This is a genomic window from Streptomyces sp. TN58 (assembly GCF_001941845.1).
Classification (GTDB): Bacteria; Actinomycetota; Actinomycetes; order Streptomycetales; family Streptomycetaceae; genus Streptomyces.
This window is the reverse complement of the sequence record NZ_CP018870.1, coordinates 1,153,823-1,178,006: the sequence shown is the minus strand read 5'-3', so window position 1 is coordinate 1,178,006 and position 24,184 is coordinate 1,153,823. Positions and strand designations below refer to the sequence as shown.

At 68.1% G+C, this 24,184-nt stretch carries 14 protein-coding genes; 11 read left to right on the top strand and 3 right to left on the bottom strand.

The genetic code is table 11. The annotated features are described in order from the left end of the window. Positions 1-12 precede the first annotated feature (12 nt). From BSL84_RS05330 to BSL84_RS05315, 4 genes are all read left to right on the top strand, one after another. Positions 13-795: a DUF2637 domain-containing protein gene (locus tag BSL84_RS05330; protein WP_075969924.1), complete on the top strand. Its 783-nt coding sequence runs from the start codon at positions 13-15 to the stop codon at positions 793-795. Between the two features lie 147 nt (positions 796-942). After that, positions 943-2,391, top strand: coding sequence for a replication initiator (locus BSL84_RS05325; protein WP_075969923.1), 1,449 nt, complete (start codon positions 943-945; stop codon positions 2,389-2,391). Beyond that, positions 2,388-2,615 (top strand): helix-turn-helix domain-containing protein, encoded by a 228-nt coding sequence (locus BSL84_RS05320; protein WP_075969922.1) that lies wholly within the window; start codon positions 2,388-2,390, stop codon positions 2,613-2,615. The genes BSL84_RS05325 and BSL84_RS05320 overlap by 4 nt, the downstream gene beginning before the upstream one ends. Further along, positions 2,615-3,922 (top strand): tyrosine-type recombinase/integrase, encoded by a 1,308-nt coding sequence (locus tag BSL84_RS05315; RefSeq protein ID WP_075969921.1) that lies wholly within the window; start codon positions 2,615-2,617, stop codon positions 3,920-3,922. The genes BSL84_RS05320 and BSL84_RS05315 overlap by 1 nt, the downstream gene beginning before the upstream one ends. A gap of 82 nt (positions 3,923-4,004) precedes the next feature. Here the strand turns inward: BSL84_RS05315 and BSL84_RS35985 are convergent, their stop codons facing one another. Then, positions 4,005-4,562, bottom strand: coding sequence for a hypothetical protein (locus tag BSL84_RS35985; protein WP_159393505.1), 558 nt, complete (start codon positions 4,560-4,562; stop codon positions 4,005-4,007). Continuing rightward, a complete protein-coding gene (locus BSL84_RS37415) occupies positions 4,559-11,398 on the bottom strand; it encodes a polymorphic toxin-type HINT domain-containing protein (protein ID WP_075969920.1) in 6,840 nt (2,279 codons plus the stop codon). The genes BSL84_RS35985 and BSL84_RS37415 overlap by 4 nt, the downstream gene beginning before the upstream one ends. Before the next feature lie 986 nt (positions 11,399-12,384). On the opposite strand from BSL84_RS37415, the gene BSL84_RS05305 reads away from it, so the two are divergent. Beyond that, positions 12,385-16,503: a ricin-type beta-trefoil lectin domain protein gene (locus BSL84_RS05305; RefSeq protein WP_075969919.1), complete on the top strand. Its 4,119-nt coding sequence runs from the start codon at positions 12,385-12,387 to the stop codon at positions 16,501-16,503. 118 nt (positions 16,504-16,621) lie between these two features. Beyond that, a complete protein-coding gene (locus BSL84_RS05300) occupies positions 16,622-18,262 on the top strand; it encodes a PKD domain-containing protein (protein WP_075969918.1) in 1,641 nt (546 codons plus the stop codon). Between the two features lie 52 nt (positions 18,263-18,314). Here BSL84_RS05300 and BSL84_RS05295 read toward each other — a convergent pair whose 3' ends face one another. Beyond that, complete coding sequence (locus BSL84_RS05295) at positions 18,315-18,758, bottom strand: hypothetical protein (RefSeq protein WP_159393504.1); 444 nt, start codon at positions 18,756-18,758, stop codon at positions 18,315-18,317. A 726-nt stretch (positions 18,759-19,484) separates the two neighbouring features. On the opposite strand from BSL84_RS05295, the gene BSL84_RS05285 reads away from it, so the two are divergent. The 5 genes from BSL84_RS05285 to BSL84_RS05265 all read left to right on the top strand — a co-directional run bounded on the left by BSL84_RS05285 (position 19,485) and on the right by BSL84_RS05265 (position 24,131). After that, the gene (locus BSL84_RS05285; RefSeq protein ID WP_199838702.1) at positions 19,485-20,333 is read left to right on the top strand and encodes a HipA family kinase; all 849 of its coding nucleotides are present in this window, start codon (positions 19,485-19,487) and stop codon (positions 20,331-20,333) included. After that, entirely contained in the window at positions 20,330-20,713 is a 384-nt protein-coding gene (locus tag BSL84_RS05280) for a DUF3037 domain-containing protein (RefSeq protein WP_107069619.1), read from the top strand. The genes BSL84_RS05285 and BSL84_RS05280 overlap by 4 nt, the downstream gene beginning before the upstream one ends. A gap of 129 nt (positions 20,714-20,842) precedes the next feature. Then, positions 20,843-21,604: a 3-oxoacyl-ACP reductase FabG gene (gene fabG, locus BSL84_RS05275; RefSeq protein WP_075969914.1), complete on the top strand. Its 762-nt coding sequence runs from the start codon at positions 20,843-20,845 to the stop codon at positions 21,602-21,604. A gap of 29 nt (positions 21,605-21,633) precedes the next feature. After that, positions 21,634-22,395, top strand: coding sequence for an SDR family oxidoreductase (locus BSL84_RS05270; protein WP_030030545.1), 762 nt, complete (start codon positions 21,634-21,636; stop codon positions 22,393-22,395). A gap of 152 nt (positions 22,396-22,547) precedes the next feature. Continuing rightward, positions 22,548-24,131, top strand: coding sequence for an ABC transporter substrate-binding protein (locus tag BSL84_RS05265; RefSeq protein ID WP_045322184.1), 1,584 nt, complete (start codon positions 22,548-22,550; stop codon positions 24,129-24,131). Positions 24,132-24,184 lie beyond the last annotated feature (53 nt).

Genomic DNA, 24,184 nt, shown 5'->3' with positions numbered 1-24,184 from the left:
GAGGCCCCGCACATGGCGGAGGAACGATTCACCCGCCACACCGTGACCGCCGTCATGGCCGTGATCGCGGCCCTGGCCTTCGTCTTCTCCTTCGGCAACGTCTGGGCGCTCGCGTCGCGGCTCGGCGTTCCCCGCCCGATCGCGCCGCTGATCGCCCCCATGGTGGACCTGTCCGTCGTCGGGCTCCTGGTCGCACTGCGGTTCCTGGCCCTGCACGGCGTCCCCGCGCACGAGTTGAAGGCCGGCACCCGCCTGCTGCACCTGTGCGGCGTACTCACCCTCGCCCTGAACACCGCCGAACCGCTGCTCACCGGTCACTACGGCCGGGCCTGCCTGGACACCGTCGCCCCGCTCCTGCTCCTCGGCTGGGGCCGCGTCGGCCCGGCCTTCCTGGCCCAGTTCCACACCGCCACCCACCCCACCTCGCACGTGGAGGCCACCACCGCGTCCATCCCCACCTTTGCCCCCGTCAGTGAGCCGGAGCCCGACCCTGCACCCGCTCCTGCACCGGCCACCAGCGCTCCCGTCACCCCGGCCCTTGAGCCGCTCCCCGTCGCCACGGCCCCGGCCGTCGTGCCCTCGGTGACCGAGGCACCCACACCGGCCCCGGCCTCGGCTTCCAAGACGGCCGTAAGCGGCTCCCGTCCGTCCCTGCCCGCCGCACTGCTCGACGCAGCCCGGCACATCGCGGACAACCACGACGCGGACCACGGAGCGTCGATCACCGCCGCCCAGCTGGCAACGCGCATGGGCGTCGCCCTGCCGGTGGCCACCGCCGCGCTCGCTCAGCTCTGAGCCCCGGCCGTAGGCCGGATCACCCGCCTGAACCCCACGCCCACCGATGGGCCCGGTTCGTCATGCCCCGAGCAGCACCAATACGCCCCTTGCCAGGACGGCGGCTGCTCGGGGCCACCCACCCCGACAGAAGGGAATCGCCCCGACATGGTCACCCTGGACCTGCGCCACGTGGCAAGCCCCGCCGTACGGGACCTGCTCCACCTCGTCAACGAGCCCGACTTCGACCGCGCACAGCAGCAGATCGAACGCCTCGGCGGCTGCACCGAGCCCGTACGCCTGACCGGCCACACCACCACCGTCGACACGACGAACGGTGAGGTACTGCGCTCGTGCACCACTTCCGACGAACCCACGGGCACCCTGCTCACCACGTGCGGCAACCGCCGCTCCTCCCGCTGCCCGGCCTGCTCCCGCATCTACGCCGCCGACACCTACCACCTCATCCGCGCCGGCCTGACCGGTGGCAAGACCGTCCCCGACACGGTCCGCACCCACCCCCGCGTCTTCGCCACGCTCACCGCCCCTTCGTTCGGCCCCGTCCACAACCGCCCCACCAGCACGAATGGCGGGCCCCGCCCCTGCCACTGCGGCAAGCTCCACGAGCCGACGGATGCCCTGCTCGGCACACCCCTGAACCCGAAGACCTACGACTACGCGGGCGCGGTCCTGTTCAACGCCCACGCCTCCGCATTGTGGGCCCGCTTCGCGATCTACCTGCGCCGCGAGATCGCCGCCCGGCTCGGCCTCACCCAGAAGGCCGCCCGCGCCGTCCTGCGGGTCTCCTTCGCCAAGGTCGCCGAGTACCAGAAGCGCGGCCTGGTCCACTTCCACGCCATCATCCGGCTCGACGGACCGGACGGCAGCACCCAGCCCCCACCGCCGTCCGCGACCGTCACCTTGCTCGCCGATGCCATCCGGGCTGCTGCCGCCCGCGTCCGTGTAACCGTCGTGTCGGACGCGATCGGGGAACGCGAACTCGCCTGGGGCGAACAGCTCGACGTACGCGAGATCGCCGCCTTCGGCACCGACGACGAACTGACCGACCAGGCCGTCGCCGCCTACGTGGCCAAGTACGCCACCAAGTCCGCCGACGCCTCCGGCACCCTCGACCGCGCCCTGTTCTGCCGCCCCTGCCAGGGACGCGGCGCCACCCTCCTGCCGCACGGAACCCCGCTCCCGTGCACCGCCTGTAGTGGCACCGGACAGGCCCGCCCCCTGCCCCGACTCGCTGTCGCACGCCACGTGCGGCAGATGATCCGCACCTGCTGGGAGCTCGGCAAGCTGCCGGAGTTCGCCGCCCTCAAGCTCTGGAAGTGGGCGCACATGCTCGGCTTCCGTGGCCACTTCTCCACCAAGTCCCGCTGCTACTCCGTCACCCTCGGCGCGCTCCGCGACGCCCGCCGCACCTGGCGCACTGAGCAGGCTCGTGCCCAAACCGGCCTGCCCGACCTCGACCCGACGACAACCCTCGTCGTCGGCCACTGGGCCTACCACGGCTCGGGCTACAGCCCCGGCGCCGGACTCCTCGCTGCTGCCGTCTGGCACCGCAGGCAACTGGAACGGCAATTCGTATCGGAAGAGGGCTGCCGATGACCTCGTACTCACCCACCGCACCCCGTCAGGCGCCGAGCGCGTCGCAAGAACTGCTGACCGTGCCCCAGGTCATGGCCCGCCTCCAGCTCGGCCGCTCAGCCGTCTACGACCTGCTCCGGACTCAGCAGCTTGCCTCGATCACCCTTGGCCGCGCCCGCCGCATCCCCACTCACGCCCTCACCGACTTCATCCGCACCCGCCTCGACCAGGAAGCCGCCGCCTGATGACCACACCCCGCGACGCCACTCCCTCCCGCCGCGTCCGCGCCAACGGCGACGGGACCGTCTACCAGCGCAAGGACGGACGCTGGGAAGCCGCCGGCTACGTCCTCGCCCCGGGCAACACCCGCAAACGCATCCGCGTCTACGGCACCACCCGCAAGGACGCACTCGCCAAGCTCACCGAGAAGATCGCAACCAGCAACCGCGGCGTCCCCATACCCTCCGCGCAGGGTAGCGTCAGCGCGTACCTGACGTACTGGCTGGAGGCAGTCGCCGTCCACCAGCTCCGCGAGAATACCCACACCCGCTACACCGCGTGCGTCAGCCAGTACCTCGTCCCCGGCCTGGGTAAGAAGAAGCTCGCCAAGCTCACCGCCAAAGACGTCCGTACCTGGCTCAACCAGGTCCGCACCACCTGCCAGTGCTGCGCCCGCAGCATCGATGCCGGCCGTGATCAGCCCCGTTGCTGCGCCGCCGGAGCGTGCTGCTCCAAGCGGCTCTCCCCGCTGACGCTGGCGTACACCCACTCCGTCCTCAAGTCCGCTCTGGAGCACGCCGTCCGCGAGGAGGAGATCACGCGCAATGTCGCCCGCAACGTCCGTACGGGGACGCCGCGCCCCCGTCGGTTCGAACCGCTCACGGCAGATGAAGCCCGCCAGTTTCTCGCTGCTGTCCGCAATGACCGACTGTTCGCGCTGTACGAACTCGCCCTCCGCACTGGACTCCGCAAGGGCGAACTCCTCGGACTCCAGTGGGAAGACCTCGACCTCCAGACAGGCACTGCCAGCATTCGCCGCACCCTTCAGCGGACCCAGACCGGCGGACTGACCGCCCTGCCCACCAAGACCCGCGCGTCCGAACGCCGCATCGCCCTCCCCAGCGAGTGCATCCACTCATTGAAGGAACACCGCGAGGCACAGGAACGAGAACGAGAGGTAGCAGCGGACGGCTGGAGGGACAACGGCCTCGTCTTCAGCACGCCGGCAGGAGGGCCGATCGACCCGGCGAACCTCAATCGCAGCTTTCGAGCCCTCCTCAATCGGGCAGGGCTCCGCTGTATCCGCTTCCACGACCTCAGGCACTCAACCGCCACCCTCCTCATCGAGCAGGGCGTGGAACTCGTCGTGATCAAGGAACTCCTCGGTCACGCCCACATCGGCGTCACCGCCACGGTCTACGCTCACGTCCGACTCCGCCTCCAACGTGACGCCATTGACCTCCTCGGCCGCACACTCCACAACCCCGCCGTGACCACCAACCAACCCGATGATGGTGACAACCCGGCGCCCTGCGCTCTCCCCATCCGCTGACGTTGCCGTCAGCTACTGCCGTCACCCCACGGATAAGCCCCGCCAGGACATGCCTGGCGGGGCTTATCGCTTGCTGCCACTATTAGGACATATGCCCGTCGCGTAGAACTTCCTCAGCCTCTTCCAAGGCCTCACTGGAGACGCGTCGAAATTCACCTTCGAATCGCGAGATCGAATTACTGAGGAACTTAACAACCTCATTCGACGAATCGGCGAGCTGAGGAATCAGAAAGCAGACCTCTCGGAACAGCTCAAAGTCCTCCCCATCAGCCTTCTGGAGAATCTCCGGAAGGATATCAAGGATTCTTCTTCTGCAATACTCGGCAACATCCACTGAGACTCCGTCAACTAGCGCTTGGAGTCCACGAGACCTGGCGTTGAGGATCGATTCAAGCAAGGCTACGGAGTCTGAATTAAGGCCCCCTCCGCACCCTACGTGCTCCGCGATGATGTCGACGCACGGGGCAGCGGCACTGTACAGCTGCCCTTGATTAGCGACCTCGCAGTAGAGCAGCCCGCCTGCACGGTTGCGCTCCTCTGCATCACTCCCGAGCAGTCGCCCAAGATGCTGTCGAAGCTGGTTCGAAGGAATACTCAGGGTCGTGAGGGATTCCCAATTCCACTCTTCGGACGATTTCACCCTAGATCACTCTCCCATTCAGTTCCAGGAGCGAACTGATCACGAGTAGTTCGACTTTCGCAACGCGTACACACAGGGGCAGGGGTGCGCTTCAATGGGCGAAGCGGCACGCTATAGACGATGTCTTCCGGATTCGCGCCTCTGGCGACAAGATCGGCTCGACAAATGTCCTCCGCGCAGAAGGCGCCATCTCCGGTCTTCTTCATGCCGACTGCTACGTTCCCAGTTTTCCGGTCGACAGCGGCGGACCCCATTGCAAATTCACGAATCTTGGAGCGAGACATCGTTGAATGCATTTTGTCGAGCTCAGCGGCCAGCGCCTGGTTCGCCTTCTCTGAGGCTTCGCCGTAGCTGAGATCGCAATTGTGAACGAGGACCGGCGTAGCCTCTGCCAGCACATAGTACGTGTGGAAGTCGTCGACCGTGAGGTTGTGGGTGGTGACGGAGTTGGGGTAGTTGCGGGTGTTTTGGACCGTGAGGGTCGTGCCCTCGGGCTTGCGGAGCTGCTCACCCGGGGCGAATTTGCCGGCGTCGAGCCACTGGCGGCGGGTTTCGCTCCAGTGCGGGTGGTGGGAGGTGGAGGTGAGGGTGGCCGGCGGGCCCCGGGGGTTGGCGTCGTCGGTGAGGGTGAGGTCGGTGAACTCCTTGTCGTCCGGGGTGATGATGGTCGCCGTGACCGTCTTGGATGCGGTCTCACCAGTCTGAGGGTCGGTGGCGAGGACCTTGTCGCCTACCTCGACGTCCTCGATGGCCTTGCTCGTCCCGTCGGCCATCTGAACGCGAGTGCCGGTGGGGAAGCTGTTCTGCTTGGTGCACCCCGGTGCTGCTCCTGAGTCGCCGGAGCGCGCGTCCGCCCCCCCGCCGCTCGTCTCGGCGTCGGTGTCGCCTCTGTCTGCCTTGGACTGCGTGCCGGCGCTGTCGCTTGCTGTCTCTGTCGATGCCTTTTCATCGGCTGATTTGCGTGCTTGGGCTGCTGCTGTGGACGCTTCGTCCTCGGCCTTCTTGGCCTTGGTGAAGGCTTCCATGGCCCGCTTGACCTTGGATTCGGCGGCGTCGACGGCGGAGTAGGCCTTGTTGAGCTGTTTGTAGATCTTGTAGGCCTCAATCCCGACCTTGAGGGCCTTGGCGATCTTCCCGGCGGGGACGGCGTTGAGGGCGGTGCTGATGCAGGCCATGACGTCGCCCTTGGTGAAGCAGTCACGGGCGTCGTTGTAACCGATGAGGTCCATGACCAGGTCGATGACGGCGTGCTTGAGGGCGTCGCGGCGCTTCTTGGCCTTGTTCAGCTCCCCGTTGGCCTGGGTCAGCGCCTTCGAGGTCTCGCTCGAACCGCTGCTACCGCCGCTTCCGTGGGCCGCCGTGGATGCGGCGGCGTTACTGATTGTTCCGGTGTGGGTGTTTGCGGCGCAGGAGGAGAAGTTGTCGCAGAAGGCCTTCAGGCCGTCGGGGTCGGATGCGTTGATGGGGTCGTTGTTGGCGTAGGCGTAGGCGTTCCACTGCTGTGGGTTGCCGGGGTCGATGATCGGGTCGGGGCTGATGAAGCGGCCGGTGGCCGGGTCGTATTCGCGGGCGCCGAGGAGGGTGAAGCCGGTGGCTTGTTCCTTGGTGCCGCCGACGAAGCCCTTGTCGCCCGCCCAGGTACCGGGCGCGGGCTGGGTGCCGCGTTCGTTGCCGAAGGGGTCGGCGGGGCGACGGACGTGGTTGAGGTCGGCGGCGTTGAACTGGACGCCGTTGGTGCCGTGGTGGTCGGAGGACTGGTAGGTGAGGTTGGACGTTCCCGCGGTGGTGGTGCGGGTGATGGACAGGCCGCCGGGGGCGCCGTAGGTGCGGACGTTGGAGACCTTGCCGGTGGCGGTGTCCAGGGTGATCTGGTCGGTGCCGAGGTTGAGCGTGGTCTTGCCCGGATCGCGGCGGATGAGCTGGTTGCCGCCGGTGTCGTAGAGGTAGCTGGTGCCGGCGCTCTCACCGGTTCCGGTGATCTTGTCGAGCTTGCCCTGGTCGTTCCAGGTCAGGGTCTTGGTGCCCGGTGTGCTGGTGATGGAGGCGGTGTTGCCGCCCGCGTCGTAGGTGTAGGAGGTGACCTTGGTGCCGGTCGCGCTGGTCTCGGTGGACTTCATCAGGGCGTGCGGGCCGCCGGTGCCGCCACCGGTCTTCGGGTCCGAGGACGGGGCGTTGGGGCCGGTGCCGAAGGTCTGGGTGACCGTCGTGTCCTTGGCCGAGTTGCCGGTGACGTCCTTCTTCACCAGCTTGGTGCGGTTGCCGATCTTGTCGTACTCGTACTGATGCCAGTACGGGGCCGGACCACCCACGCTCGGCTTACCCGCACCGTCGAAGGCGGGTGCGGTGCTGTTGCCGCAGCCGCCGATACCACGGACGCTCGGCTGCGGCGCCGTCGTGGTGGTACCGGTGTCGGTCCACGCCTGGGTGAGACGGCCGAGGTAGTCGTGGGTGAAGCACTGCAGGTCCCGGCTCGCGCCGTCCTGGGTGTTGCTGATCGAGGTCAGCTGCCCGACCCGGTTGTAGGTGTAGTCGACGGCGTCGACGCTGGCCCGCGTTGCGGTCTGCTTGTCCAGGGTGGAGCGGACGGGCCGGCCGGTGGCCTGGTCGTAGTCGATCGTCGAGACGACCTGCTTGCCGGTGCCGCCGATGGTGGTGCGGATGGCACGGCCGTAGGGGTCGTAGCGCATGTTCACGACGTACGGCGTGATCACCGAGTTGATCGTGCCGTCGAGGGAAGTGAAGCTGCCCGCGATGTTGTAGTTGAACGTCAGCGTTTCAGCGGCCAGGCCGGCAGCGGTGATGGCCGGCAGGTCGGTCGTCTGCAGCTGCCCGTACTTGTCGTAGGTGTTCTTCGTTTCGTAGGTGCCGGCGAGCTGCTTTTCGTTGGCGGGGATGGTGACCTTGGTGCCGAGAGGCCGGTAGCCGTTGTCGTAGCCGGTGACTTCGGTCTTGTACTCGGCGCCGGACTTGCCGCCCACGTAGCGGGTGGTGGTGGCCGGCTTGCCGAGGGCCTTGGGCAGGGTGTCGTAGGTGAAGCCGCCGACCTGCTTGGTCGGGTCGACGACCTTGCCCTCGTACGTCGCAACGGTGCGGCCGAGGAGGTCGCTGACGGTGGTCGCGCTCTTGCCGCGGGCGTCGGTGACGGTGACGAGGTTCTTGGCGTCGTCGTAAACCGTCTCGGCCGTGCCCGAGTCCGGGTCGGTGGTCTTCACCGTGCGACCGAGGAGGTCGTAGGCGAAGGTCCACTCGTTGCCCGCGGAGTCCTTGCGCCGCAGTTCCTGGCCCTGGGTGTTGACCTCGTACAGGGTCTCGTCGTAGTCACCAGTGGGGGTGTTGCTCTTGTACTGGCGCAGGAGCGAGGTGGTGCCGTTGCTGATGCGTGTCGTGGCGTAGCCACCTGCGGGCGGGATCGAGCGGACCTCGTCGGCCCCGGGGTATTCGGTTTTCGAGCGCCACTGCTCGATGCCGTAGGACTGGAAGACGGAGGCGGTGGGGCGGCCGAGGCCGTCGAAGACGGAGACGGTCTGCGCCGGGATCTTGCTGTCGGGGTTGACTCCGCCGTTGGGCAGGAACAGGGCGCCACCGGGGGCAGCCTGGTCGTTGTAGTACGGCGCGCTGGTCTTGACCTGGCGGCCGTGCGAGTCGAACAGGGCGTCGGTGATCATCCGGCCGTAGGCGCCGGAAGGGGTGTGGGCCTGGGTCTGGCGGACGCGGCCGAGGCCGTCGTAGATGGTGTAGCTGTTGATGTACGAGTTGTCGTTCATGAGCGTCTGGCTCAGAACGGTCGTGGGCGCGTTGGCGCCGTTCATGCTGTATGAGAACTTGCGGACCGGCGGATCGACGGTCCGGTCCTGCCCCGGCTGCCAGATGGTGACGACCCGGCCGAGGGAGTCGTAGCCGCGTTCGGCGACGTGGCCGTTTTCGTCGGTGGTCTTCATCGGCAGCGCGCGGCCGGTGTCGAGGGTGGTGGTGGTCTTCCAGCCGAGGGGGTTGGTGTGGGTGACCTCGTACGGCAGAGCGTTGGGCAGGGACTTGTACTCGGTCTTGTTGACAGCGCCGTCCGGGTGGGCGGCGTCCTTGCGGAGCTGATTGGTGCTGGTGGTCAGGCGTCCGTAGACGTCGTAGGTGGAGGTGATGTTCAGCCGGTAGACCGGCTGACCGGAGGCGTCGTACTTCTCCAGGACCTCGGTGCCGGTCTGGTCGGCGGTCGTGCCCGTCTGTCCGAGGGGTTTGCCGTCGAAGTAGGCGCGCGTGTCACCGACCGTGTTCGCGGCTGTGGGCGTCTGCGCGCAGCCGCTGGCGCCCTTGAGAACCAGGGTTCGGGAGGCGAGCTCCGTCAGCGCACCACCGGCCCCGGCGGCGTAGGTGAAGGTGGTGCACAGGCGCTGGTCGGGGCGGGAGAGGTCGCTCTTGTCGTCGACCTGCAGGGGCCTTGAGAAGGCGGTGTCGTCGTAGGTGGAGGTGCGTTCGCTGACGCGCCAGGTGGTGCCGTCGGCGAGTTTGGCGCGGCTGGTGACCTTGCCGGTGTTCATCACGCGGGCGGTGATGGGGGGCATGCCGCCGGACTGGGCGCGGGTGGCGGTGGGCTTTTCTCGGGTCCAGGGGGTGGATACCTCGTCGGCGATGACGGTGCCGCCGTCGCGGTCGTAGGTCTGGGTCTGGCGGACGAAGCCGGAGAGGTGTTCCTCGTCCTTGATGGTGCCGCCGTGGGCATCCGGCACGTTCACGGTGCGCTTGGTGCCGTTGGCGAGGACGTCGCCGTCCATGCCGCGCAGGAAGGTGGCGACGGACTTGGTGCGCGGTGCTTCTGCGCTGTTGCCGTTGCCGGTGCGCGTGGTGACGGTGGCGTAGCCGCGGAACTGGTCCCAGGTGCGGGTCTTGGAATCGGTGAACTCGGAGTCGTTGCGGTGCCAGGCGATGCCGCCGCCGTATTCGTAGTCGGTGACGACGGTGGTCTGGCCGGCGACCATGTCCTGCTGGGTGACGGACTGGACGACGACCTTGTGGAACCAGTCGTCGACCGGATCGGGGAAGGACTGGTCGGGCAGGTACCACTTGACCGGCATGCACGCCATCGTGTTGTTGTCCGCGGCGGCGGGCATGGTGCCCTTCACACGGGAGCACTCCGGGGCCTTGTAGACGACGTTGATCCGGCCACCGGTCTCGGTGGTGATCTCCTGGATCCGCGGCCGGTGGAAGGGGGAGGTGGTGGCTTCGGTGCCGTTGGGGCGCTTGACCGGCCCGTCGACCCGGTTGGGGATCTTCGCCGGCTTGCCGAAGGTTACGGGCGGCACGTCCAGCTTGGGCCGGGCGTTGGTCGCGCTGCGCTGGATGGACTCCAGCCACAGCGTCGGCGCGGAGCCGTCGCCGGAGGGCTCCAGGCGCTGCTTGAGGTTGTAGGTGTCGATGTTGCGGTAGCCGCCAGTGCCGAGGACCTCGGTCTCGATCTTCGCCAGACGCTTGGTGGAGAAGAAGGTCGGCGACAGGTTCAGGCACTGACCGGTGGCCGCGCACTCCTGGTCGACCGGAGTGTCACCCCACGCTCCAGGGGAGGTCTTGCGCTTGGCCGGGTCGCAGGCGGTGGCTCCCTCGAAGCAGCGGTCCTCGATACCCAGCTTGATCTGCGCTGCGGTGTTGGCCTTGCCCTTGGCGGTGATCTGGTCGGGCAGGCGCTGGCCGTAGCCGATCCAGGTCGGGTAGGAAGCCCGCTGGTAGAGGGTGGGGGTGCCGGTGCCGTTGTTCTGGCCGCCGCCACGTGCGTAGTAGTTGTGCTCCTGGCCGTAGCGGTAGGAAGTCAGGTTCTGGTGCGGGTCGACGACGAAGTCGAGGTTCCACTGCCAGCCCAGCTGCTGCCAGGTGCCGTTGGCCGGGGTGGCAGCACCGAGGCATTTGTCCTGGCCGCTGTTGAAGTACACGGGGACGGTGGAGACGGAGTCGGCCTGCGGGTCGGTGCCGTCGCCGCCGGGCAGGCGGTTGGAGCCGAAGTAGTACTGGGTGCCGTCGGTCGTGGTGACCTTGAAGGCCTCGCCCTTCCAGGCCGGGTTCCGCTGGCCGGTCAGACGCTCGATCTTCGTACCGTCGTCACCCTGCAGGCGGTACTCGCAGGTGGTGTCGTCGCGGACGATCTGGCCCGCGTGGCCCGCCATCGACAGGGAGAGGATGTCGCCGGCCCAGCACTCGTCACCCGAGTTCGCGATGCCCGCGTCCTTGCAGCCCTTGTACGAGCGGGAGATGGCGCCGGGATGCCAGTCCCAGCCCTCACCGATCAGACCGGCCTGCGCGTTCGTCGACGCGGTGCGCCCGTCGATGGAGGCGGAGTCGTAGCCGAGCGTCAGGCTCGGTGCGGCGCCAGCGATCGCGGACGGGATCTCGGCGGTGTAGCCGTAGGTGAAGTTGCCGGCGTTCGCCCCGGCCTGCCAGGAGGCCGACGGCAGAAGCGGTGTCGCGGAGTAGTCGCCGAGGTTGCTCGACGGACCCGGCTCCACGCCCACAGGGACGTTCTGCGGCGCCAGCATCTGCGGTGCCGCTGCGAGAGCCGCCTTGGCGTCGCTCTGCCCCGTCAGCCCGGGCGTCTGCGCCGCGGGCCGCTTGGGCATGTCGATCTCGGCGACGAGACGGCCGGACGCGTCGCGGTGTGCGGGGAGGGGCTTGCGGCTGGTGCAGCCCGGTGCGCCCGGTGTGGTCAGGGCGCAGGCGGGCAGCTGGACCAGTCGGGCGCGGGCCCCCCAGTTGGCGCCGGCGTTCTTGGCCCAGGTGGAGGCGTCGACTGCGAGCTCGACCTTGCCCGATGCGGCGGCGCCGACGGGCTCGGTGAGGGCGATCAGTGCGCCGTTCACGCCGGCGGCGCTGGTGGTCTTGGCGTCCTTGACCTCGACGTTGACGCTGCCCGTGGTGGGCGGGGCCGCAGAGGTGGCGAGTTCGGACAGGGGCGTGGAGCGGTTCGCCGTCTTTCCACCGGCAGCTCGCCTGCCTGGCGGGTCTTCGACGGGTCGGCGGGACGGCCGGCCGGCGGCCTGCTGATCTCAACCCGGTTGGAACCGCTGGGGGTCTTCGCCTTGGCGGGCTTCCACGCCTTGCCGGTGGAGGTCTCCTTGGCGGCGGTCTTGGCGCTGGAGCCCTTGACTGCCTTCGCGTTGGGCAGGGCCGTTTTCGGCGGCACCCACACCTTCGGCGGTTTGTTGGCTGCTTGGGCTGCTGGAAGCCCTAGCCCTGATACGACGACAGCGAGTGCGGCGACCACCGCGACTCTCGCCCGCCTGCGCTGTGAGCGCACGGCGAAGCCACCCCGATGGAACAACAGGATCCCCCACAGAGAAAGAACACGGACGAAGCGGACAGTTGTGTCCGAATCAGCCGCACCCTATGAAGGTTTCGTGTAAAAGGTAAGCGATCTTTAAGGATTTTCTCAGGTGGGGGATGTCACTCGCCGGACAAGGTGTCACGTCGCGCCGCTATCCGGACATCTTGATCTTCAACGCTTTGGCAACGTCGCAAACGGCAGGCAAATGTGCGCCTGACTTCTGTTCATTTCTGCCGACAGCGAGGACCCTCGCCCATGAGGCCAGCCATCCGTTCATCCCATTCCGGCCCCGGGGTCCGACGCAGACGGCGAGCCGCCGACTCGCTCACGCTCCCCGTTGCCGGGGCCGTGTTGCTTGCCCTTGGTGGCACACTGCTCGCAGGCCCGCCTGCCTACGCCGAAGACACCCGCGGACATGGCCCCGCCGACAGCGCGTGGCCCGTCCCCGGCACGAACCCCAACGCAGCCCTGACAGCGGCTGTTGACGCCGCGAAAGCACAGGCCAAGAGCAGCGGCAAGCCGGTGCTCATCGACTACCTGACGACGGCCAATGCGCAGACCTTCGCCACGTCGACCGGATCGCTCAGCACCGACACCTCGCCCGTGCCGCAGCGCGTCAAGACCGCCTCGGGCACGTGGAAGGGCGTCGACGCCACGCTTCGCGCCAACGCCGACGGCACCGTCTCCCCGGCGGCCGTTCCATCCGCACTCAGCCTCTCCGGCGGCGGCACGGGCCCGATGGCCACGATGACCACGACGGACGGCAAGAAGCTGTCCCTCAAGGCGCCCTTCCCGTTGCCGAAGCCGACGCTCAACGGCGACAGCGCCTTGTACGCCTCCGTCCTGCCGGGCGTGGACCTAGAGCTCAGCGCCACCACGCTCGGCGGTTGGCGCCAGGTCCTGATCGTGCGCACCCCGGAGGCCGCGGCGAACCCCGCCGTCAAGAAACTGCAACTCGCGGTCGAGGCCGACGGCCTGACGGTGAGCGCGGACAGTGCCGGCAACCTGAAGGCCGCCGACGGCCAGGGCAAGACCCGCTTCTCGGCCCCGACCCCGCTCATGTGGGACTCGGCCGGCTCGGCGGCCCCCGCGCCTGCCCCGCTTATGAAGTCGGCGCAGACCCAAGCCGCCCGGTCCGCGCTGACCGAGACCTCCGTGACGCCGTCGAGCACCGACGGTCCCGGCACCGGGGCCAGCGTCCAGAGCATCGCCACGACCGTGGACGCCAAGGGCATCCAGCTCGTCCCCGACGCAACGCTCCTCGGCCAGGGCACCGGTCCGTGGTACATCGACCCGGGCTGGAACCCGACCCTCGACAATGCCAACCAGGCCTGGGCACAAGTCCAGGAGGCGTTCCCGGACACGAACGAGTTCAACGGCACCCAGTACGGCCAGGACAAGCCGGCCGCCGGCTACTGCGGCTACATCGTGGGCAACCCGCCGTGTGACAGGGAGGGCCGCTCGCGCGCCTACTTCCAGATCGGCGTGGACTCCCGTCTCCACGGTGCCGAGGTCATCAACGCGACGTTCTACGCGGATGTCGTGTCCTCCTCCAGCCCCAGCACGGTCACCCCGATGGGCCTGTACTCCACCGGCTACATCGGCAACCCGACCAGCTGGAACCGCCAGCCCTGTGACAAGAACTCGCGCATGGGCGGCTGCGGCAAGATCGGCACCGTGAGCATGTCCGGGTCGGGCGACATCCAGTTCGGCGTCAAGGACCTGGTGAAGACCGCGGTCGCGAACAAGTGGCCCACCATCACCCTCGGCCTCGCGCCCGACGACGAGTACAACAAGTACTACCGTCAGCGGTTCACCAACACCCCGCACATCGTGGTCGAGTACGACATCCAGCCCACCGTCTGGTGGCCCCGCGCGGCACCCACGCCCGGCTTCGCCGACACCGCCTCCTACGCCGACTGCCGCACCCCCGGCACCACCAACCCGTGGGACAACCCCGGCTGGGTCGGCGCCAACAACAACATCACCCTGACGACCTCCACCTACTCGGCCACCGGCCAGCAGCTCTGGACGGCGTTCCAGTACTGGGACGACGACAAGAACGGTGAGACCAAGTACGCCGAGACCGGATGGCAGAGCAGCTACGGCGCCGTCACCGTCGACATCGGGCCGCTGACCGACGGACACCAGTACGGCTGGCAGGCCCGCACCACAGACGGCACGCTCACCAGCGCCAACACCGAAATGTGCTTCTTCCGCGTCGACCGCACCCCGCCGACCGCGACCATCACCTCCACCGACTTCCCCGCCTCCGGCACCATCGGCGCCCACCCCAAGCGCGCAGGACAACCCGGCACCTTCACGCTCACCGGCACCGACCCCGCCCCCATTGGCGGCGGCCGGACCTCCGGTCTGGCCTGCGCGCGGTGGACTACCGACCCGGTCAAGGCGGCCGCCACCGGCTGGAAGTGCACCGACACCGCAGCGGGCATCGTCAAGCTGACGGGCGGCAAGGCCGACATCAGCATCACGCCGCCCCGCTGGGGCACCAACTACGTCTACCTGCAGACCCAGGACAACGCGGGCAACATGTCCCAGCCGTTCGTCTACAGCTACTACGCACCTTCCAACCCCGACGCCGGCTCGTCCGTCTTCGGTGACATCAACGGAGACCACAAGCCTGACATCCTGCTGCCCGGCGGTGCAGGTGATCTTCGCAAGATCGGCGGCGGCGAAGACCCCTACGGCGCGCCCCGCGCCAAGATGGTCACCGCGCCCGGCAACAGCGGGAACTGGAACGCAATCCAGATCAGCCACCGCGGCAGCCTCGGCTACAAGAGCGTCGACGACCTCTTCGCCCACCAGAGCGGCAGCCCGCACCTGTACGTCTACGACAATGACGGCAACGGCGGCTGGTTCGACGGCCAGGCAGCCACCGGCATCACCAAGCCCACCAGCTGCCTGAAGTCAGACAAGACAACAGTCATTCCCTGCGCCACCAATGGCTATGGCACCGACTGGTCCAAGGTGACACAGATCGCGGCAGTCGGCGGAGTCACCGGTGAATCCGGTGTAACTCTGCCTCAGACGTCCCTGCTGTTCGTCGAGAACGGACGCCTGTGGCTCGCCACCCCCTCCGGTGTCAATAAGGTGTTCGCACCGCAGGCGATCCTGTTGTCGGGGAACGACACCAAGTGGGACGGCTACGACCTGATCGCCCCGGGTCGCGCCCAGGGCACGGCCTTCCCGACCCTGTGGGCCCGCTCCAAGACCGACGGCGGCACCCTGCACGCCTTCACCGTCAAGAGCGCCACCGACCTGACCGGGTTCACCGATCCGACCGCAGGCCTGATCACGGGCAAGATCGATCCGAAGACCTACCCTCGTATCGGCTCCAACGGAGACATCAGCGAAGACCGCATCCCCGACCTGTGGGCTGTCAACACCAATCAGCAGCTCGTCTCCTTTCACGGCACAGGGACCCGCCCTGACGGGGGGAACCCGAATCCCACCGTCACCGGCATCGACACCTCACCCGTCACCTTAGGCGACCTGAACGGTCCCTCAGCCAAGTGGGGTCTCACCGGCCTGACTGGTAGCAAGGCTCGTGACGAGGTCGGTTTCGATGCCGCCACGGCCCCCGCCGGCAGCAACCCTGCCACCTCCGCAGGGGTCACCTTCGCCAAGGAACCCATTGCAGGTCACGAGACCACCCACGCGGCGTTCACGGGCAAGGCCTCCAGCATCACCAGCACCACCAAGGCCGTCGACACGCGCAGCAGCTTTACCATCACCACCTGGGCGAAGGCGGCAACGGCCAATGGTGGCATCGTCGCCAGCCAGGACGGCACTCGCAGCAGTGCCTTCCTCCTCTACGCCGACCCCAACGGTCAGGCTTGGCGCTTCGCCATCGCCCGCGGTGACACCGACGGCCTGATGTACGACTGGGCCGACCTCGCCGTCAACAGCGCGGTCCGCTTCATCCCCGGCCAGTGGACGCGCATCTCCGCCGTCTACGACGCCACGACCGGCATGATGCGTCTCTACGTCAATGGCACTCTCGCCAGCACGGGCCACCACACCGCGAGCACCAGCCAGATCCCCACCGGTCCGCTTGTCATGGGTCGCTATAAGAAGGACGGCCAGCCCGCCCATGTGACGGACAGCGGGTTCGTCGGCGGCATCAGCAACCTCGCCGTCTACCCCTACGCCGCACCGGTCACCGCCCCCGACGCATCCAGCCCCATCCACCTGGCCGGCGCGGCAGCCAATTGCGTCGACAACGACTACGACCGCGACACCGACGGCAACAAGATCCAGATCGCTGTCTGCAACGGCACGAACGCCCAGCAGTTCCAGATCCGCAACGACGGCACGATCCAGATCCACGGCAAGTGCCTCAACGCCGCCGCAGCCGGCACCGCGAACACCACACTGATCGAACTGCGCACGTGTGACGCGAGTGCCAAGAGCCAGCAGTTCCTGCCCCGCGCCAACGGCGCGATCCACAACCCCGTCTCCGGGCGCTGCATCGACCTGGGCAACAATGACACAACGCCCGGCCGACAGCTCTGGCTCTTCGACTGCAACGGCTCACCCGCCCAGACCTGGACCATCCCCAGTCTCGGCACCGCCCCACTGCCACTGCCCGTCCCGGTAGCGAACATTTCCAACCCGTAACCGCACACCAGCACAGCACGGGCCCGCCACCCCGACGCGGGGTGGCGGGCCCGCACTCTGCCGCAGGCCACGCGCCTTGGCGGCCTGTTCAAGCAATCATCTGAGACGAAGGAGCCCCGTGCGCAAGCGCCGACTCGTCATCACCGCCGCTGCTCTCGCAGCCGGCGTCGGACTCATACCCGGCATGGCCCAGGCCCAGCCGGCAGCACCCGACCCCCACAAGGCAACCGCTCCTGACGATGACCCGACCGCCGCCGAGGCCTCCGGAGCCGAGGTCTTCACCAGCTCCGAGGACCGCACCGTCCGCACGTCGGCACCAGGCGCCAAGAACCGGACAGCGGCCGCCGCCGACAGCAGCGCCCTTTCCGTCAGGCTGGACAGCTGGGGCACCTCCGCGCACGGCATGTTCCTGTACTCGACCTTCAAGGGCGTCGAAGGCCCCTTCAACGTGACCATCTCCTGGGGTGACGGCATCACCGACACGGTCACGACCACAACCGAAAGGCCGCTGGAAAGCGAGCACTCCTACGCCGAAGTCGGCGACTACACCATCACCGTCACCGCGACCGACCCAGCAAGCAACACACAAACCACCAACAAAGTCGCCGTGAGGACGAAGGGCTCGGACTTCACCCCTCACACACCCCTGAGACTCCTGGACACCCGCAACGGCATTGGCGTCACCAAGGGTAAGGTCCCCGCGAACTGGTATACGTCTGTCAAGGTCACAGGCCAGGGATCCATACCCGACAACGTCACCGCCGTGGTCCTCAATCTGACCGTCACCAACACCACAGACAGCGGCCACATCATCGCCGCCGGCTCTGGCAAGCCCATGCCCGATACGTCCAGCGTCAACTATGCCGCAGGTGAGACCGTGCCCAACCTGGTGGTCATGCCCGTAGGCAGCGACGGCCGCGTCAACCTGGACAACATCGGCTTCGGTTCCGTCGACCTCATCGCCGACGTCACCGGCTACTTCACCCCCACCCCCGCCAGCGGCTACAAAGCCCTCACCCCGACCCGGTTCGTCGATACCCGCGAAGGCAAGGGTGCACCCAAGGGCCAGGTAGCAGGTCAGAGTTCCCTCGGTGTGCAGATCGCCGGGGTGGGCGGGGTGCCGAAGGGTGCCACCGCCGTCTCCCTCAACCTGACGGTCACCAACCCGCGCGAGGCCGGACACCTGACCGTCCACCCCAGCGGACAGGCCGCGCCGACCGCGTCCAACCTAAACTTCACCACCGGCCAGACCGTCGCCAACTCGGTCATCGTCCCGATCGGCCCCGACGGCCGGATCATGGTCCGCAATGGCTCCTGGCAGCCCACCGACGTCGTCATCGACGTCAACGGCTACTACACCCCCGACAGCAACGCCGCCTACGTACCTCCTCTGGGCATCCCCACCCGGCAGTTCGACAGCCGGAGAGACGGCAAGCCCCTCCCCGCCCGCGACTACCTCCACCAGAAGAGTCGCCCCGGCGTCGAGGCATACATCCTGAACACCACCGTCACCAACACCACCGGCAGCGGCTTCCTGTCCGTAGCACCCGACCCCAACACCACGGAACAGTACGAAAACGGCACCGCCACCCCGCCCGCGCGACCCGTGGCATCCAACCTGAACTGGACCGCCGGCAAAACCGTCGCCAACCTCGTCCAAGCCCACCCGGCCGAAGGTGGCACGATCGCCTTCTGGAACCAGGGCTGGGAGAACATCGACCTGATCATCGACCAGTTCGGCCACTACGGCACCGACTGACGCAGGTGTTGCGGGGTGGCTGCCGACACACGGCAGCCACCCCGTACCGGCTTCACACCGCAACTACTTCGCTAGCGCGAAGGTTCGCGACGTGCTTCTCTTCGACGCCGGACAGTACGGCGACGACCTCGCCTGCGGCTTCGTCGCGGGCCCCGACGGCGACCAGCTCCTCTGCGTATGGAACGAAGCTGCCAACCTCATCGTCAGCGGGACAACGCCCGAACGTCCAGGATCGCCTCCTGGAGCGGCAGGGGGCTTCCGTCAGCAGGTCGAGGTCGCCCTTGTCCTTCGAGCCGGCCACCCCCAGCTCGGTCCGCACGCCAAGCCTCGGCCTCATTGACTGCACGGCGCCGTTCCCGCGCAGCGCCCTGCACGCGGTCACGAAGTTCAGCCTTGACACTCCGCTGGCGACACCACGACCGCGACGCGTGCGGCCGCCCCCCAACCTCGCGGCCGTCATCGGCAGCAAGGGCACCGTCCTGGGCTTCGTCACCATGGAAGACGTCCTGGAATAAGTGGTCGGCGAAGCTGCCTGAACGGTGTCCCGGCGGTACTCATCGCAGGCCGGCCCCACGCCCGGGGCCGGCCTCCGGCCTTTCTCGGTTGGTCAGGGCCGGTACACGCTCAGATGCTTCACACGGAACGACATGTCCGTCATGTCCTGCTGGGGCGGAGGATGGTGAACGCCTGCGCAAACCGACAGGTTCACGATCAGATACGCGCACCAGTCCTCACCCACACCGGTCCCGTCCGCGTGGGCGTGTACGCCCATGAACGCCCCGCGACCCACTGGCCGGGACAAGAGAAGTCGGCGACGAACACGACGCGCCCTTACTCGCCTCCACCATGCCCCGGGTCAACGACGACGGCGCCTGCTGGTCACCGCCACGGCCCGCACGCAGGGCGGCGGCCCCGAAGGGCGGTTTCCACGTGCTCGGCATACCTGTGCCTCGATCATGCCGAAAGCCGGAGAGTCCGTCGTGACCCTGGCCCGGCGGCTCGGACACTCCTCGCCAACGATCACCCTCGGTTATGATGCTCGCTTCATGCCGGAGGCCGGCGGCAAGGGGCGCGGCACCATCGGCGGTCTGCTGGTGGAGCGGGGAAGCCGGCGCGCCGGCCGAAACTCCCCGGATTCTCCCCGGCGCCGTTGACCGGCGATCTGCGCCTCAGGCAAATGTTCCGTGGATTGCAAGGCTGAAGAGATGGGTGGCCTGGGAAAGTGTTGGGAGAGGTCGTAGCGACTCGCTATGTCACGCCCTTGCGTGAGGGCGGCTCGCTGCCCGGAATCGTCGAGGCCGACGACTGCGGAACGTACGTCATGAAATTCACCGGAGCCGGGCAGGGCCGCAAGACCCTGGTCGCCGAGGTCGTCTGCGGCCGCCTGGCACAGCGGCTGGGGCTCAGGGTCCCCACGCTGGTGCAGATGCAGCTCGACCCCGTGATCGGGCTCGCCGAGCCCGACCAGGAGGTCCAGGAACTGCTCAAGGCCAGCGGCGGCCTCAACCTCGGCATGGACTACCTGCCCGGCTCCATCGGCTTCGACCCGCTCGCCTACCGGGTGGACCCGGCCGAGGCAGGGCGCGTGATCTGGTTCGACGCCCTGGTCAACAACGTCGACCGGTCGTGGCGCAACCCCAACATGCTGGTCTGGCACGGGGACCTCTGGCTCATCGACCACGGCGCCACCATGATCTGGCACCACAACTGGCCCACGGCGCAGGCCGCCGCCGCCAAGCCGTACAACGCGTCCGACCACGTCCTGGCCCCCGCGGGCCCGGACATCGCGGGCGCGGCCGCCGCACTCGCCCCCCTGGTCACCGAGGAACTGCTCACCGAGGTCACCGCCGAGGTGCCGGACGAGTGGCTGGTGGACGAGCCGGGCTTCGACTCCGCCGACGCGCTGCGCCGGGCCTACGTGGAGGCGCTGCTGCCGCGCGCGGCCACGATCCACGAGAGGATCTCGCTGGAGGCCGAGGTGAAGGCACCGGCCGGGCCTCCCGGGTGGCTCACCGACCACCTGCCGGAATGGCCCCACAAGACCCACACGAAGAAGAGCGGCGACGAGTGAGCAAGCGGGATGTGTTCGAGTACGCGCTGGTGCGCGTGGTGCCCCGGATGGAACGCGGCGAGTGCTTCAACGCCGGTGTGATCGTCTACTGCCGGGCGCATTCCTACGTCGCCGCGCGCACCCACCTCGACGAGGCGAAACTCCTCGCGCTGGACCCCGGGGCCGACGTGGCCGGCGTACGGGCCGCGCTGCGCGGGGTCGAGGGCGTGTGCGGCGGCGGAGAAGCGGCGGGGCAGGCCGCGGGTGACGACGCGGGGCGGCGCTTCCGCTGGCTGATCGCCCCGCGTAGCACCGTGGTGCAGCCGGGGCCGGTGCACACGGGCCTGACAGCCGACCCCGCGGCGGAGGTGGAGCGCCTGCTGGACCTGCTGGTGCGCTGACGGCCGGGCACCGGGCCGGGCCGGTCGCCGTTGACACGGGGTGCCAGGGCTCCTAGCGTCTCCTCAGCTGAAGCTACTAAGCGGTTGCTCACCTCCGGGCGCCGCCTCTCTAGGGCGAGGAGAACCAGCATGTCCACCACCGAGCAGCGCGTCGCGATCGTGACCGGGGCGGCCCGGGGCATCGGCGCGGCCACCGCCGTACGCCTGGCGGCCGAGGGCCGCGCCGTCGCCGTACTCGACCTCGACGAGGCGGCCTGCAAGGACACCGTGGAGGCCATCACGGCGGCCGGCGGGCGGGCCCTGGCGGTCGGCTGCGACGTCTCGGACGGCGCCCAGGTGGAGGCGGCCGTCGAGCGCGTCGCCGCCGAACTCGGCGCCCCCACCATCCTGGTCAACAACGCCGGTGTGCTGCGCGACAATCTGCTCTTCAAGATGAGCGAGACCGACTGGGACACGGTCATGAACGTCCACCTGCGCGGCGCCTTCCTGATGTCGAAGGCGTGTCAGAAGTACATGGTGGAGGCCAAGTTCGGCCGCATCGTCAACCTCTCCAGCAGCTCGGCGCTCGGCAACCGCGGCCAGGTCAACTACTCGGCGGCCAAGGCCGGCCTGCAGGGCTTCACCAAGACCCTGGCCATCGAGCTCGGCAAGTTCGGCGTCACCGCCAACGCCGTCGCCCCCGGATTCATCGTCACCGAGATGACCGCCCAGACGGCCGCCCGCGTCGGAATGGGCTTCGAGGACTTCCAGACCGCCGCGGCCACCCAGATCCCCGTCCAGCGGGTCGGCCGTCCGGACGACATCGCCAACGCCATCGCGTTCTTCACCGGCGAGGCCGCGGGCTTCGTCTCCGGCCAGGTCATGTACGTGGCCGGCGGCCCCCTCAACTGAACCCGACCACGAGAGGCAGGGCGTACGCCATGACGTACAGCGGTACCGACAGCGGCAAGGTCGCGCTGATCACCGGAGCGAGCCGGGGCATCGGCTACGGCATCGCCGAGGCACTGGTCGCCCGCGGCGACCGGCTCTGCATCACCGGGCGCAACGAGGAGGCCCTCAAGGAGGCCGTGGAGCGCCTGGGAGCGGACCGGGTGATCGGGGTGGCCGGGAAGGCGCACGACGAGGCCCACCAGGCCCTCGCCGTCGAGCGCGCGATGGAGGCGTTCGGCCGGGTCGACTTCCTGGTGAACAACGCCGGCACCAATCCGGTCTTCGGACCGATCGCGGACCTGGACCTCGGGGTCGCGCGGAAGGTCTTCGAGACCAACGTGATCTCGGCACTCGGCTTCGCCCAGCGGACCTGGCACGCCTGGCAGAAGGAGAACGGCGGCGCGATCGTGAACATCGCCTCGATCGCCGGTGTCTCCGCCTCGCCCTTCATCGGCGCGTACGGGATGAGCAAGGCCGCCATGGTCAACCTCACGCTCCAGCTCGCGCACGAGATGGCGCCCGGGGTCCGGGTGAACGCCATCGCCCCGGCGGTGGTCAAGACCAAGTTCGCCCAGGCGCTCTACGAGGGCCGGGAGCAGGAGGCGGCGGCGGCCTATCCGCTGGGCCGGCTCGGGCTCCCGGAGGACATCGGAGGGGCCGCGGCCTTTCTTACATCTGCACAAGCGGAATGGATCACCGGGCAAACTCTGGTCGTCGACGGTGGGATGTTCCTCAATGCCGGAGTGCACTGACCGATAATCGGACGTATTTGCCTCCGAAAGGGAGGTAAATAGGTATCGAATGTGCACGGAACCGGTCAAGTGCCTCACGAAACCAACCCATTGGATTCGTGGGGCACTGCGGTAGGGTCTGCCGCACCCCTGGCTGATCGAGGAGCGTGCACGTGTTCAACCGGACCAGATGCCTGCAGATCACTGCGGCCCTTGCGTCCATATCCCTGCTCGCCGGTTGCGGCCTGCTGTCGGATGACGACGGCGACGAGGCGAAGCGGATCGTCGTCGGGACCACGAGCGCGCCGAGCACCCTCGACCCCGCCGCGGCGTGGGACGGCTCCTGGGAGCTGTACCGGAACGTCTACCAGACCCTTCTGGCCTTCCCCACGGGCTCCACCAAGCCCCAGCCGGACGCCGCCCAGAACTGCGAGTTCACGGACGGTGCGAGCCAGGCGTACCGGTGCACCCTGCGCAAGGGCCTGAAGTTCTCCAACGGCGAGCCCCTCGACGCCAAGGCCGTCAAGCACTCGCTCGACCGGATCCGGACGATCGGCTCCAAGGTCGGCCCGAAGGACCTCTTCGGCAGCCTCGACAAGATCGAGACCCCGGACGCGCTGACCGTCGTCTTCCACCTGAAGACCTCGGACGCCACCTTCCCGTACGTCCTCGGCTCCCCGGCCGCCTCGCTGGTGGCGCCCAAGGACTACCCGGCCGACAAGGTGCGCGAGGACGGAAAGATCACCGGCTCGGGCCCCTACGTGCTGGACTCGTACAAGGAGGGCGGCGAGGCCGTCCTGAGCGAGAACAAGACCTACTCCGGCTTCGCGAAGCGCCAGAACAAGGCCGTGACCATCCGCTACTTCGCGGACTCCGAGAAGATGGTCGCCGCCCTGAAGGCCAAGGAACTTGACGCCACCTACCGAGGCCTGTCGGCCCCGCAGGTCACCGACCTGCAGAGCCCCGCCGCGCACCAGCTGGGCGTCCAGGTCGTCGAGAACGTCGGCGCCGAGATCCGCTACCTCGTCTTCAACCCGAAGGACCCGGCGGTCAACAAGCTCGCCGTCCGCCAGGCCATCGCCCAGCTCATCGACCGCGGCACCCTCGTCTCCAAGGTCTACCAGGGCACCGCCGAGCCGCTGTACTCGATGGTTCCCAAGGGCGTCGTCGGCCACAAGACGCCGTTCTACGACAAGTACGGCGCCGCGGACGCCGGCAAGGCCAAGAAGATCCTCAAGGAGGCCGGCATCAACCAGCCGGTCGAGCTGACCTTCTGGTACACCACCGACCGTTACGGCTCCTCCACCGCCGAGGAGTTCACCGAGATCAAGCGCCAGCTCGACGAGAGCGGCCTGTTCAACATCACCCTGCGCAGCCAGCCCTGGAAGACCTTCCAGGAGGGCTACAAGAGCCAGGAGTACCCGGTCTTCGGCCGAGGCTGGTTCCCCGACTTCCCGGACCCCGACAACTTCATCGCGCCGTTCGTCGGCAAGGAGAACGCGGTCGGCACGCCGTACGAGCAGAACGAGATCCTGACCGAGCTGCTCCCCAAGTCCCGCCGCGACGGCGACCGCTCCAGCGGGGTCCAGCAGTTCGAGAAGGCCCAGCAGATCTTCGCCGAGGACGTCCGGCTGCTGCCCCTGTGGCAGGGCAAGCTGTACGTCGCCGCACGCGAGGACATCGCGGGCGCCGAGCGGGCCCTCGACCCGCAGACCGCCATGCAGATGTGGGAGCTGTACCGCAAGACCAGCTGGTAGCCGCGGTCCCGCCCGGGCGGTCGTCCCGGGCGGCCGACGCGTTGTCAGTGGCC

Coding starts and splice junctions, on each gene's coding strand:
- BSL84_RS05330 (WP_075969924.1), top strand. CDS start 13: ATGGCGGAGGAACGATTCACCCGCCACACCGTGACCGCCGTCATGGCC.
- BSL84_RS05325 (WP_075969923.1), top strand. CDS start 943: ATGGTCACCCTGGACCTGCGCCACGTGGCAAGCCCCGCCGTACGGGAC.
- BSL84_RS05320 (WP_075969922.1), top strand. CDS start 2,388: ATGACCTCGTACTCACCCACCGCACCCCGTCAGGCGCCGAGCGCGTCG.
- BSL84_RS05315 (WP_075969921.1), top strand. CDS start 2,615: ATGACCACACCCCGCGACGCCACTCCCTCCCGCCGCGTCCGCGCCAAC.
- BSL84_RS05295 (WP_159393504.1), bottom strand. CDS start 18,758: ATGGTGACGAAGCCCAGGACGGTGCCCTTGCTGCCGATGACGGCCGCG.
- fabG (WP_075969914.1), top strand. CDS start 20,843: ATGTCCACCACCGAGCAGCGCGTCGCGATCGTGACCGGGGCGGCCCGG.
- BSL84_RS05270 (WP_030030545.1), top strand. CDS start 21,634: ATGACGTACAGCGGTACCGACAGCGGCAAGGTCGCGCTGATCACCGGA.